At 68.9% G+C, this 12,877-nt stretch carries 10 protein-coding genes; 6 read left to right on the top strand and 4 right to left on the bottom strand.

Translation table 11 applies throughout. The annotated features are described in order from the left end of the window. Nucleotides 1–91 precede the first annotated feature (91 nt). Complete coding sequence (locus tag AB0H42_RS14445; protein WP_357055086.1) at nucleotides 92–1,258, bottom strand: kinase; 1,167 nt, start codon at nucleotides 1,256–1,258, stop codon at nucleotides 92–94. A 191-nt stretch (nucleotides 1,259–1,449) separates the two neighbouring features. Here AB0H42_RS14445 and AB0H42_RS14440 point away from each other — a divergent pair, with 191 nt between their 5' ends. Further along, complete coding sequence (locus tag AB0H42_RS14440; RefSeq protein WP_357055083.1) at nucleotides 1,450–2,460, top strand: hypothetical protein; 1,011 nt, start codon at nucleotides 1,450–1,452, stop codon at nucleotides 2,458–2,460. 7 nt (nucleotides 2,461–2,467) lie between these two features. On the opposite strand, the gene aspS is transcribed toward AB0H42_RS14440, so the two are convergent. Then, the gene (gene aspS, locus AB0H42_RS14435; protein WP_357055080.1) at nucleotides 2,468–4,294 is read right to left on the bottom strand and encodes an aspartate--tRNA ligase; all 1,827 of its coding nucleotides are present in this window, start codon (nucleotides 4,292–4,294) and stop codon (nucleotides 2,468–2,470) included. A gap of 145 nt (nucleotides 4,295–4,439) precedes the next feature. Here aspS and AB0H42_RS14430 point away from each other — a divergent pair, with 145 nt between their 5' ends. Then, the gene (locus AB0H42_RS14430; protein ID WP_357055077.1) at nucleotides 4,440–5,366 is read left to right on the top strand and encodes a neutral zinc metallopeptidase; all 927 of its coding nucleotides are present in this window, start codon (nucleotides 4,440–4,442) and stop codon (nucleotides 5,364–5,366) included. Between the two features lie 18 nt (nucleotides 5,367–5,384). Here AB0H42_RS14430 and AB0H42_RS14425 read toward each other — a convergent pair whose 3' ends face one another. Further along, nucleotides 5,385–6,995 carry a hypothetical protein gene (locus tag AB0H42_RS14425; RefSeq protein ID WP_357055074.1) on the bottom strand — a complete coding sequence of 537 codons (1,611 nt, stop codon included), beginning with the start codon at nucleotides 6,993–6,995 and terminating at the stop codon, nucleotides 5,385–5,387. Next, nucleotides 6,992–7,309, bottom strand: a complete 318-nt coding sequence (locus AB0H42_RS14420; RefSeq protein WP_357055071.1) for a type VII secretion target — start codon at nucleotides 7,307–7,309, stop codon at nucleotides 6,992–6,994. The genes AB0H42_RS14425 and AB0H42_RS14420 overlap by 4 nt, the downstream gene beginning before the upstream one ends. 201 nt (nucleotides 7,310–7,510) lie before the next feature. Between AB0H42_RS14420 and AB0H42_RS14415 the strand changes: the two genes are divergently transcribed. The 4 genes from AB0H42_RS14415 to AB0H42_RS14400 all read left to right on the top strand — a co-directional run bounded on the left by AB0H42_RS14415 (nucleotide 7,511) and on the right by AB0H42_RS14400 (nucleotide 12,850). Further along, nucleotides 7,511–8,512: an NAD-dependent epimerase/dehydratase family protein gene (locus AB0H42_RS14415; RefSeq protein ID WP_357055068.1), complete on the top strand. Its 1,002-nt coding sequence runs from the start codon at nucleotides 7,511–7,513 to the stop codon at nucleotides 8,510–8,512. A gap of 31 nt (nucleotides 8,513–8,543) precedes the next feature. Then, on the top strand, nucleotides 8,544–9,560 hold the full coding sequence (locus tag AB0H42_RS14410; protein ID WP_357055065.1) for an Rv2578c family radical SAM protein: 1,017 nt from the start codon (nucleotides 8,544–8,546) through the stop codon (nucleotides 9,558–9,560). Nucleotides 9,561–9,803: 243 nt separating this feature from the next. Continuing rightward, nucleotides 9,804–11,765: a 2-oxoacid:acceptor oxidoreductase subunit alpha gene (locus tag AB0H42_RS14405; RefSeq protein ID WP_357055061.1), complete on the top strand. Its 1,962-nt coding sequence runs from the start codon at nucleotides 9,804–9,806 to the stop codon at nucleotides 11,763–11,765. Further along, nucleotides 11,762–12,850 carry a 2-oxoacid:ferredoxin oxidoreductase subunit beta gene (locus AB0H42_RS14400; protein ID WP_357055058.1) on the top strand — a complete coding sequence of 363 codons (1,089 nt, stop codon included), beginning with the start codon at nucleotides 11,762–11,764 and terminating at the stop codon, nucleotides 12,848–12,850. The genes AB0H42_RS14405 and AB0H42_RS14400 overlap by 4 nt, the downstream gene beginning before the upstream one ends. Nucleotides 12,851–12,877 lie beyond the last annotated feature (27 nt).

The raw sequence follows: 12,877 nt of genomic DNA, 5'->3' as shown, positions 1-12,877 counted from the left end.
CTGATCAGCACATCGCCGGTGCCCTGCAGGAATGCCTCGGTGGCCTCCCGCCCCGATTTCGGCTGCACGCGCACATGGGTCAGCATCTGGTTCAGCTGAAGTGTTCGTCGAGGACCGCGCAGACGACCTCGGCGAAATCGCCGACGGCATCGTTGCCGAGGCACCGTGCGTCCTCGGCCACACCGGCCCACCGGTTGAGCAGCGCATCCGAGCGCGGCACCGACAGGCCGTGTTCGCGGGCGGCGGCGATACGCGCGTGTTCGGCCGGCAGGAACCAGTAGGTGCTCAGCCATACCCAGATCAGCCGGGCTTCGAGGATCTTGTCCGCGAGCAGCGCGTCGTCGGCGAGGGCCGGCCAGACGCCCACCACTTCGGCGCGCCACGCCTCCACCATCTGCAGGGCGCGCTCGCGGGAGAGTTCGATATCGCAGAGGCATCCGGGGAAGGAGACCAGTGCGTAGGCGATATCGAGGGTGGCGTCCCGGAATCCACCCCACTCGTAGTCGAGGATCCGGGCGCCTTCTTCGTTGAGGATCACATTGTCGGGGCACAGGTCCGACGGGCTGAACGCCCGGAACCGGCCGCCGGTGAACAGGCGCACGCCGTGCGCGATCTGTTCGCTCACCTCGTCGGGGACCTCCATACCGAGTTCGCGCAGCAGCAGCGCGGGCATCTCCGCGACCGCAGCCTCGGCCTGCTGGGCGATTCCGTCGACCCGGTGCAGGACATCGACACGGCGCAGCAGTGCCACGAAATCGGGCTCACGGCCCACCGTGGCGGCGTGCATCCGGCCGAGCGCCTGCGCGAACGCCATCATGGCATTGCGGGTGGCCGGTTCGATCCCGGAGCTCAGCACATCGGTGAGTTTGGTGTTCTCCCCGAGATCGCTGAGGACGAGCAACCGGTCGGGCAAACTGTGCGCGATCAGATAGGCACCGGGGCGTTCCCCGCGGCTCAGCGCGGTGGTGAACTGGTAGGACACCGCCTCCCGGAGGAAGGCCGAATCGACGCTCGCGACACCCGGGGTGATGGTCACGTTCTTCGGGTCCGACACCGACCCGCGCACCTGCTTGATGATCAGGGTGCGGGGTAGCGAGAAAGCGTTTTCGGCGACCCGGACGCGGAGGACGGTCGTCCGTCCACTGCCGCTGAGTTCGGTGGGGTCGCTCAGCTTCACCGGAGCACCCATTCGCTTTGTGAGCAACTGCTGTGCTGCGGATACGACTTCGGTGGCTCGTTCGGCCAGTAGTGCAGTCATCGCATCTCAAGTTACTCGCATTCGGTCACTTCTAGCGAGCGGTTGGACAACCTTTCCGTGTCGTTCGGCGTGTCCGCCGCGCTCCCCGCCGCCTGACCGGCCTGCTTGACACCGCTGTGCCGGTCGGGTTTTCTCGATCTGAACTGCTGTGCGCCACACCGGAAACCAGCTGCGTCGAAAGGTATGCCAGCGTGACCGACACACCGCGTTCCGCCCCGGTCTCTCCCGGCGATCCGGCAGGTGAGCAGCCCTCCGCCCCCGGCGGCCCGCGGCCCGCCGCCGCGCCCCAGGGCGGCAGTGCCGTGGTGAGCAGCGACACTCCGCTCCCCGGCGCCCCACCACCGGCGGGCAAATCACCCGCGACCCGGCAGGGCATCATGGACGAGACGTCCGGTGCGCCGCGCGACAGCACACCGCCCGATGCCGCCGGGGCCGGCGCTCCGGGGCCCGCGGGCACCACACCGCATGGCACCGCGGAGCCCGGCAGTGTCCCCGGTCGGCCGGTGTATGGGCCGACCGGCACGGGACCGGACCCGAACACCCGGACCTACGGCTACCAGGCCTACGGCACCGGGATCCCGGGTCGGCTCGATATCGGCCACGCGCTCAGCTACGGCTTGGAGAAGTTCAAGCGCAACCCGGGGCCGTGGGTCGCGGTCACCTCGCTCGGCCTGATCATCTATCTGCTGGTCTGTCTGGTCGTCCGGGTGGTGGAGCCGCGCTCGGCGCTCGGCCTGTTCGTGATATTCGCCGCCGTCATGGCCGGGTTGTGGCTGCTGCAAGCCGCCATGGTGCGGGGGGCACTGTACGAAACCGACGGTTACCGGCCGGGTTTCGGTTCCTACTTCTACCTGGGCAGTATGGCGAACGCGTTCCTGACCGCGCTGCTCGCCTTCCTCGCGACCACCCTGGCCTCCGCGCTGTGCCTGCTCCCGGGGATCGCGGTGGGGATCGGCTGTATGTTCTCGCTGCACTTCGCCGTCGAACAGGGACAGAGCCCGGTGGAGGCCATCAAGTCCAGCTTCCTGCTGGTGCTACGGGACCCGGTACGGGTGCTGCTCCTGGTGCTCACGGTGGTCGTGGTCACGGCACTCGGTCTGCTGGCCTGCGGGCTCGGCCTGCTGGCCGCGGGCCCGGTGGCGGCGATCGCGGTCACCTACGCGTATCGCACGCTCACCGGGGGCCCGGTGTCACCCGTGTAGCGGGAGCCTAGGCGCTGCCACCGGCCGGGGCCGCGGCCTGCACCGCGCCGTTGCTCTCCGACCCCTTCCCCTTGGGCTGGGGTGCGGCGTCCAGACCCGCTTCCTTGCGCTGCACGGCGGTGATCGGCGCCGGCGCGTCGGTGAGCGGGTCGACCCCGCCACCGGTCTTCGGGAAGGCGATCACCTCGCGGATGGAGTCCAGGCCGGCCAGCAGTGCGACGATGCGGTCCCAGCCGAAGGCGATACCGCCGTGCGGTGGGGCTCCGAAGGCGAACGCGTCCAGCAGGAAGCCGAACTTCTCCTGCGCTTCGGCTTCGCTGATCCCCATCACCTTGAACACGCGCTCCTGCACGTCCTTGCGATGGATACGAATACTGCCGCCGCCGATCTCGTTGCCGTTGCAGACGATGTCGTAGGCGTAGGCCAGCGCGGCGCCGGGATCGGTGTCGAAGGTGTCTAGCGATTCCGGCTTCGGCGAGGTGAACGCGTGATGCACCGCCGTCCACGCCGAATGTCCGAGCGCGACATCGCCGCCGGCGGTGGCGTCGGCGGCCGGTTCGAACAGCGGGGCGTCCACGATCCATACGAACGACCAGGCGTTCTCGTCGATCAGCCCCACCCGGTGCGCGATCTCGGAGCGGGCCGCACCCAGCAGTGCCCGCTGCGCCTTGGCGGGCCCGGCGGCGAAGAACACACAGTCACCCGGTTCGGCGCCCACGTGCGCGGCCAGGCCCGCGCGTTCGTCCTCGGTGAGGTTCTTGGCCACCGGCCCGGTGAGGGTCCCGTCCTCGCCGACCAGTACATAGGCCAGGCCCTTGGCGCCGCGCTGTTTGGCCCAGTCCTGCCAGGCGTCGAGCTGACGCCGCGGCTGGCTCGCGCCGCCCGGCATGACGACCGCACCGACGTAGGGTGCCTGGAACACCCGGAACGGGGTGTTCGCGAAGTATTCGGTGCACTCGGTGATCTCGACCCCGAAGCGGAGGTCCGGTTTGTCGCTGCCGAACCGCCGCATCGCCTCGGCATAGGTCATATGCGGGATCGGCGTGGGAATCCGGTAACCGACGAGTTCCCACAGCGCCACCAGGATGTCCTCGGCCAGCAGGAGGACATCCTCCTGCCGGACGAAGCTCATCTCCAGGTCGAGCTGGGTGAACTCGGGCTGGCGGTCGGCGCGGAAGTCCTCGTCGCGATAGCAGCGCGCGATCTGGAAGTAGCGTTCGATACCGCCCACCATGAGCAACTGCTTGAACAGCTGCGGGCTCTGCGGCAGGGCGTAGAAGTTACCTGGTTGCAGCCGGGCGGGCACCAGGAAGTCGCGGGCACCCTCGGGGGTCGAACGGGTGAGCGTCGGAGTTTCGACCTCGACGAACTCGTGCCGGGCCAGCACCGCGCGGGCGGTGGCGTTCACCTTGGACCGCAGCCGAATGGCATGGGCGGGGCCCTCGCGGCGCAGGTCCAGGTAGCGGTACCGGAGCCGGGCCTCCTCACCGGGCTGTTCGTCGAGCTGGAACGGCAGCGGCGCGCTCTCGTTGAGCACTTCGAGTTCCTTGACATCGACCTCGACCGCACCGGTCGGGAGTTCCGGGTTCTCGTTGCCCGCGGGCCGCTGTTCCACCACGCCGACGATCCGCACGCAGTATTCCGCGCGCAACCGGTGCGCCTGCTCCGCCGCCGGACCTTCGCGGAACACGGCCTGCGCCACCCCGGACGCATCACGCAGATCGATGAAGATCACGCCACCGTGGTCCCGCCGACGTGCCACCCAACCGGAGAGGGTCACGGTCTGACCGGCCTGTTCACTTCGCAATGAACCGGCCAAGTGGGTGCGCAGCACGGTATTCCTTTCGACGGTCGGAGCACACCGGGACGGCCTCCGGATGCGGTTGCCATCGTAGTGGGCCCCGCCGAGCGGACGTAAACGGATATATTGCGAGCACCCGAGCACGCCGCAGTGGACACGTTCACAGACGGGATCAGCCATGACCTTCGACGAGGGATCACAGATCGACCCCGGTCGCGCCTCATCGGGCCCGGGGCCGGGCCGGGGCGGGAAAATCGCCCTCGGCGGCGGCGCCGGCGGCCTGATCGTTCTGGTGCTGGCCCTGCTGCTGGGTGGGGATCCGGGCTCGATGCTGGGCCAGTTCACCGGGGTCGAGGATACGCAGCAGAGCACCGGGGAGACCGCTGGTACTCCCGAGCACTGCCGGACCGGCGCCGATGCCAACAAGTACGTGGACTGCCGGGTGGTGCTCACCGCACAGAGCCTGGACTCGGTCTGGTCGGCGGAACTGCCCGGACAAACCGGTGTCGCCTACACCGAACCCGGTATCCGCCTGTTCACCGGTGGCATTTCCACCGGCTGCGGGTACGCCAGCAGTGACGTGGGCCCGTTCTACTGCCCCGGCGACCGGACCGCCTATTTCGATATCGGTTTCTTCCAGGAACTGGTGGACCGGTTCGGTGCGAGCGGTGGGCCGCTCGCCCAGGAGTACGTGGTGGCGCACGAGGTTGGCCACCACATCCAGAACCTGCTCGGCGATATCGGCCGGGCGCAGCAGGATCCCCGCGGCCCGGAGTCCGGCGCGGTGCGCACCGAACTGCAGGCCGACTGCTACGGGGGTATCTGGGCCCACTACGCGGACAAGACACCCGCGCCGGGATCGGACACACCGCTGCTGATGCCGCTGGCCGATACCGATATCAAGGACGCCCTGTCGGCCGCTGCCGCGGTCGGTGACGACCGGATCCAGGAAGCCGCGACGGGCCGGGTGAACCCGGAGGCGTGGACGCACGGCGCCTCCGATCAACGCCAGAAGTGGTTCCTCACCGGATATCGCACCGGCGAGGTGGCGGCCTGCGACACCTATTCGGCCGGCGATCTGAGCAACCCGGCGGGCCTGCGCTGACCCGCCGGGACGGCCGGCTCAGAATTGGTTGTCGTAGCCCGCGTCCTCATCGGCGTCCACCGCGCCGATGACCTCCGGCGCGGATTCGCCGAGCGGCCCGGTGAGATCGTCGTTACCGGTGGGACTCCGGTAGGGATCGACCGTGCGGGAGTGTTCGTCGTCGTTGTTGCGCTGCTGCCCCGCGGCGCCGCCCGGCGAACCCATGAACGAACTCGACGCGGGTGTGGTGGCGGCGGAGGGCATACCCGTCACCGGCAGACCGGGACGGACCACACCCGTCAGCGGTGTCTGGCTCGCTCCGGGTACTCCGGGCAGCGAGGGCGAACCCGGGGTTCCACCGGGCGAACCGGTGGACAGGCCGGGGCTTCCCGTGGTGAGTCCGGGACTGCCGTGCGTGGTGCTCGGGCTCCCGGAGTTCAGGCCGGCCAGGGTGGTGGCGGCGGGATCGTCGCCGGAGCCCAGTGCCGATTCGAGTGCCGAGGTATCGGAGGTCATGCTCTGCGCCTGTTGCATGATCGGTTCACCGACACTCTGGGCCACACTCTGCGCGGCCGCGGCGGCCTTCTGCGGGTCCACGCCGAGCAGGTTCTGCACCATTCCGCCCAGCTCCGCCGTCTTCCCGGCGAGATCACCGCGGGTGCCGTTGGCCACGATCACGGCCTGCCCCAGATGCTCGGTCGCCGAGGCGATGAGGGCGGTCTGGGCGGGCGGCGTCATGACCACCGGGGCAAGTGCGACCGCCTGTCCCAGAAATGACGTCGCGATGGTATTGAGCTGGGCATTGCCCTGTTGTACGACCGCGGCGGCGGCCTGGGTGAGGGCGGCGATATCGATACCGCGCTGACTGGTCTGGAGTCCGGAGTTGTTGGCCTCCTGCCCGGCGGTCTGCGCGGTCTGCGCGGCGTCGCTCTCCCAGACCTGGCCCATGGCGGTCAGGCTGCTCTTGCCCACGCTCATGGCCACCTCGATGATCTGGGAGGACTGGCTCAGGATCGCGGTCGGGTCCAGGGCTCCGATGACCCCGGTGCCGAAACTGCTCAGCAGGTCGCGGATGGGCTGGAACAGCACATCGATACCGGGTAGGGCGGGCAGGGCCGCGCCGCCGAGCAATGCTCCCACCGGATCGGCGGGCAGCGCCGGAGCGGCTGCCGCCGGTGTGGCTCCGGCCGCGGCGGCGCCGGCACCGGAGGGGACGCCACCGCCGGCGGCCGTGTTCAGGACCTGCCCCAGCACGCCCTCGGCGGTTTCCAGCACCGGCGCCGCGGCCTCGTTGACGACCCCCAGCAGCTCGTTCGCCTGAGCGGAGGCCTCCTCGGCCGCACCGGAAAGGATGTCCTGCGCGCCGGCCGGCTCCCCGCCCGGCCCGGACAACCCGGGCAGCCCCGCCGCGGGTACGCCGGTCTGCGGTGCGTCGTCGGAGATCCGCCGCGAGAGCACGAATTCCGGTGCGTCCACCGGCAGCTCACCCTCGGGCAGCTGAGCGAGCGGAACATCTTGGATGGCGGCGGCCGGGTCCGGTGCGGCCGCCGGCCCGGCGGTTTCCGGAACTGTGACGGGGACGGCCGGCACCCCCTGCTGGAGCTCGGGGGCGATGAGGCCCGCCGAGGCGGTGGTGTCGAGCGGTTTCACAGGCCACCCCCGGCCGCGCCGAGCACACCGGCCGTACCGTCGTCGGTGGTGTCGTAGTTGAACGCGGAGGTGAAGGCGGCCTCCGACAGTTTCTGGTATTTGGCCGACAGATCGTTGATATCGCGCGCCTGCAGCACCTGGGCGGCGGCGAACATGGCCAGATAGTCGGCACCGATCAAACCGAAAACCGGTGTCAGCGCGGCCACATTGGCCACGGCGTCGATATTGCCGGCTGCCGCGATCTCGGTCCCGATTCCGGAATTCGTGATTCCGAACGCCCGCAGCGCTTCGGTCGCTACCGAGAGATTACTCATCGAGCTCCCCCCTGATTCTTCGTGAACATCATCGTGGCCACCGCGTGGAACGTGTCGTATACCGCAACGACGCGCACCCCTTGCGGCACCAAATGGTTGCCGCCCGAATATAGCCCACTCGACCTGCCGCACACGAGACGCGACGGAACCGCAAAACTAGAACCTGTTGCAAATTAGAACAAGTTCTATATTCTCGTCTCCATGAAGGTCGCAGTGACCGGCGCCGCCGGCTACTTGGGTACGAATCTGCTCCCGTTGCTCGCCGAGCGGGGTGACGAGATCGTCGCCATCGACCGGGTGACACCCCGGCAGCCCGGCGCGGCGAACATCTCCTGGGTGAGCGCCGACGTCTTGGACCCCGAATCCATGCGCGCCGCACTCGACGGCGCCGAGATCGTCTACCACCTGGTCGCCGTGATCACCCTCGCCGACAAGCACGATCTGGCCTGGCGGGTGAACACCGAGGGCGTTCGCGTGGTCGCCGAGGCCGCCCATGCCGTCGGAGTACGGCGGTTGGTGCACGCCAGCTCGATCCATGCCTTCGACCAGTACAGCTGCGGCGGCAACATCGACGAGACGACGCCGCGGTCCACCGACCCGGACCTGCCGGTGTACGACCGCTCCAAATGGGCCGGCGAGATCGCACTGCGCACAGTGGTCGAGGCCGGTCTGGACGCGGTGATCTGCAATCCCACCGGAGTTTTCGGGCCGGCCGATCACGGCACCCCGCTGTCGCGCATCAACCGCTCGTTGCGCGACGCCGCGCGCGGCCGCATCCCGGCCATGATCGACGGCGGTTTCGACCTGGTGGACGTCCGCGATGTCGCGCGCGGTCTCGTTCTGGCCGGTGAGCACGGCCGGACCGGGGAGAACTATCTGATCGGCGGCGAGATGATCTCCATGCTCGACCTGTGCCGGATGGCCGCGCGGCACGGCGGGAAGAAGGGACCGCGCTTCTCCATCTCCCCGAAACTGGTCTCCGGTCTCATCCCCGTGATGGAGCCGATCGGTAAACGGCTCGGCACCGATATCGTCTCCAAGGCCGCGCTCGGCGCGCTGGTCTCGGCGCCATTGGTCGACCACGGCAAGGCCACCCGGGAACTCGGCTACCGACCGCGCCCCATCGGCGACACGGTACGCGACCTGGTCGCCTTCTTCGCCGACCCGCACGCCCCGCTGCCGGATTTCACCCCGACTGCTTGACAGCGCATAGAACGCGTGTTCGACTGGTCCGGTGCGGTGGCAGAACCAAACCCTGGACGCCGACGACGGCGCGCTGCCCGGGCTGGACCGGGCCGGATTCGCCCGCACCGTACAGACTCCCGAATTCGACGGGATCACCTTTCACGAAGTGCTCTGCAAGAGTGCGCTGAACAAGGTTCCCGACGAATCGAATCTGCCGTTCCGGTGGACGGTCAATCCGATGCGTGGTTGTTCGCACGCCTGCCGCTACTGCTTCGCGCGCGGTTCGCACGAGTACCTGGACCTCGACGCCGGAACGGATTTCGACACCCAGATCGTCGTGAAGACCAATATCGCCGCCGTGCTGCGGCGCGAGCTCACCCGCCGATCCTGGCACCGGGAGAAGGTGGCGCTCGGCACCAACACCGATCCCTACCAGCGCGCGGAGGGCCGGTACCGGCTGATGCCCGGAATCATCCGCGCCCTTACCGATTCCGGAACCCCGTTCTCCCTCCTCACCAAGGGCACCCTGCTGCACCGGGATCTGCCGCTGCTCACCCTGGCCGCGCGGGAGGTGCCGGTGCACATCGGTATCTCGCTGGCCCTGCTGGAACCCGAGCTGCATCGCGGACTGGAACCGGGCACCCCGTCGCCGCGCGCCCGGCTGGACCTGGTACGCGCCTGCAGTGACGCCGGTTTCGCGGTGAACATCATGGTGGCGCCGGTGATCCCGTACCTCACCGACGGCCGGTCCCAGCTCGACGAGTTGTTCGGTGAACTGGCCGCGGCCGGTGCGGCGTCGGCGGTCGCGCTGCCCCTGCACCTGCGCGGCAGCACCCGGGGCTGGTTCCTGGGCTGGCTGGCCGAACACCATCCGGCACTGCTGCGCCGTTACCGCCAGCTGTACCGGCGCGGTGCGGTGGTCGCGCCCGAGTACGCCGGCTGGTTGCGCGAACGCATCGATCCGCTCCTGGAGCAGCACGGTCTGCTCCCCGAACGCGAAACCGAACCCCGCACCCCACCCCCTGTCGAGCCCCGGGCGGCCCCCCAGCTCGAGCTCTTCGCCTGACCGGATACCCCGCGGGGGTATCCCCGTCCCTGTGCTCCGGGCGGCCGCGGAACGGCGAGTTCCAGGTTATAGGCCCGGCACGCCCGGCGCACTACCCTGGTAGGTACCACAGAAGCACGACGCAGGAACACCTCGTTCCGCTTCCGCCGCCGACCCGGCCGTGTGCTTTTCCGGCGCGGCGACCCCGCCCCGGGGTAGGTTGGCGACCGGCAGCTCATTTCGACGAGGAAGTGAAGCACGCGTATGGTTTCGCACCACGACAATATCGGCCGCCCCGACACCGCTACCGCCGGGAACGACTCCGGCACAGCGGTATTGGACCGTGTCGTCATCCGTTTCGCGGGCGACTCGGGCGACGGTATGCAGCTCACCGGGGACCGGTTCACCCACGAGGCGGCGGCCTTCGGCAACGATCTGGCCACCCAGCCCAATTTCCCGGCCGAGATCCGGGCACCGCAGGGGACGCTGCCGGGTGTGTCGTCGTTCCAGATCCAGATCGCCGACCACGATATTCTCACGGCCGGCGATCAGCCGGATGTGCTGGTCGCGATGAACCCGGCGGCGCTGAAGGCCAATCTGGGCGAGTTACCGCGGGGCGGCACCGTCATCGTCAACACCGACGAGTTCACCAAACGCAACCTCACCAAGGTCGGCTATGCGGCCGATCCGCTATCCGACGACAGCCTCGGCGAGTTCGTGGTCCACCAGGTGCCGATGACCTCGCTCACGCTGGCCGCGACCGAATCCACCGGAGTCGGCAAGAAGGACGGCCAACGCGCCAAGAACATGTTCGCGCTGGGCCTGCTGTCCTGGATGTACGGACGCCCCATCGGCGGTACCGAAAAGTTCCTGCGGGAAAAGTTCGCCGCGAAACCGGATATCGCCGAGGCCAATGTTCTCGCCTTCCGGGCGGGCTGGAACTACGGCGAAACCACCGAGGCCTTCGCCACCACCTACAGCGTCGCCCCGGCGGTCCTGCCCACCGGCACCTACCGGCAGATCACCGGTAACACAGCACTGGCATATGGGCTGATCACGGCCGGTTCGCTGGCGGGCCTGCCCGTGTTCCTGGGGACCTATCCGATCACCCCGGCCTCCGATATCCTGCACGAGCTGAGCAAACACAAGAACTTCGGCGTCACCACCTTCCAGGCCGAGGACGAGATCGCCGGGATCGGCGCGGCGCTGGGGGCGTCCCTCGGTGGCGCGCTGGGGGTCACCAGCACCTCGGGCCCCGGTCTGGCGCTCAAGAGCGAGACCATCGGGTTGGCCGTGATGACCGAGCTCCCGCTGGTGATCGTCGATGTGCAGCGCGGCGGCCCGTCGACCGGGCTGCCCACCAAGACCGAGCAGGCCGACCTGCTGCAGGCCCTGTACGGACGCAACGGCGAATCCCCGGTGGCCGTGCTGGCGCCGCGCTCACCCGCCGACTGTTTCGCCACCGCGGTGGAGGCCGCGCGGATCGCCCTCACCTACCGGACGCCGGTGCTGTTGCTGTCCGACGGTTCGATCGCCAACGGATCCGAACCGTGGGCCATCCCGTCGGTAGCCGGCCTCGATCCCATCGACCCGGGCTTCGAGACCGACGCGGAAGGCGAGTACCTGCCCTATGCCCGCGATCCGGAAACTCTGGCGCGCCCGCTGGCGGTCCCGGGCACCGCGGGCCGGGCCCATCGGATCGGCGGGCTCGAGAAAGCCGACGGCAGCGGCGATATCTCCTACGATCCGGCCAATCACGATCTGATGGTGCGGTTGCGGCAGGCCAAGATCGACGGGATCACGGTACCGCCGGCCGAGGTGAACGATCCCGATGGCGCTGCCGAGATCCTGCTGGTCGGCTGGGGCAGTTCCTACGGACCGATCGGTGAGGCGTGCCGGCGGGTACGGCGCCGGGGCGGGCGAGTGGCCCAGCTGCATCTGCGGCATCTCAATCCGCTGCCGCCCGATCTGGGCGAGGTCCTGCGCCGGTACCCCACGGTGGTCGCCCCCGAGATGAACGGCGGCCAGCTGGCCATGCTGCTACGCGCGAAGTACCTGGTGGACGTCCAACCGTGGACCAAGGTCGCCGGTACGGCGTTCTCCGCCCAGGAACTGGTGGGCGTCATCGACGCGGCACTGGACGGCACCCTGGCCGGACTCGAGCACGACAAGGCCCGCGCCGCGCGGGCCCGGGCCACGTATCGCACGAACGGGGGCGCATCATGACCATCGTCGAAACCTCGCTGACCGGTACCGAGCTCGGGCTCACACCGGTCTCCGGCCTGTCCGGGGTGCCGACGGCCGACGGCCCGCAGAAGGCCAAGGACTACACCTCCGACCAGGAGGTGCGCTGGTGCCCCGGCTGCGGCGACTATGTCATCCTCGCCACCGTGCGCGGCTTCCTGGCCGACCTCGGCCTGCGCCGGGAAAACCTGATGTTCGTCTCCGGGATCGGCTGCTCGAGCCGCTTCCCCTACTACCTCGACGCCTACGGTATCCACTCCATCCACGGCCGCGCGCCGGCCATCGCCACCGGGCTGGCGGTGACCCGCCCGGATCTGTCGGTCTGGGTGGTCACCGGCGACGGTGACGCCCTCTCCATCGGTGGCAACCATCTGATCCACGCGCTGCGCCGCAACGTCAATATGACGATCCTGCTGTTCAACAATCGGATCTACGGCCTGACCAAGGGCCAATACTCCCCCACCTCGGAACCGGGCAAGGTGACCAAATCGACCCCGATGGGTTCGGTGGACCACCCGTTCAACACCCTGTCGGTGGCCCTGGGCGCCGAAGCGACCTTCGCCGCCCGCGCCCTGGACTCCGACCGCACCGGCCTGAACGAGGTACTGCGCGCCGCCGCCGAACATCGCGGCACCTCCTTCGTGGAGATCCTCCAGGACTGCCCGATCTTCAACGATGGATCCTTCGATGTGCTGCGCCGTGGGGACAGCGAATCCCGGCTCATCCGCCTGCGCCACGGTGAACCGCTACGGTTCGGCGCCCACGGTGAATACGCCGTAGTGCGAAGGGGCTTCGGTCTCGCCGCGGTGCCGGCGGCGAATGTTCCCGACGACGAGATCGTGGTGCACGACGCGCATACCGACGACCCCGAGTACGCCTACGCGCTGTCCCGGCTCTCCGATCAGGATCTCGACCATGTGGTCACGGGTGTCTTCCGGGCGGTGGACCGGCCCACCTATGACGACGGAGTCCGGGCCCAGACCGCCGCGGCCCGGGAACGGTTCCCGGTGGCCGAAGATTCACTGCAGAATCTGCTCACCGGCTCCGAGACCTGGACGGTGGGCTGAGCGGCTCGTCGGCGCGCGGGCGGTCGC

The organism is Nocardia sp. NPDC050799 (assembly GCF_040654015.1).
GTDB lineage: Bacteria > Actinomycetota > Actinomycetes > Mycobacteriales > Mycobacteriaceae > Nocardia.
The sequence above is the reverse complement of the archived record's forward strand: the minus strand, read 5'-3'. Positions and strand labels throughout refer to the sequence as shown.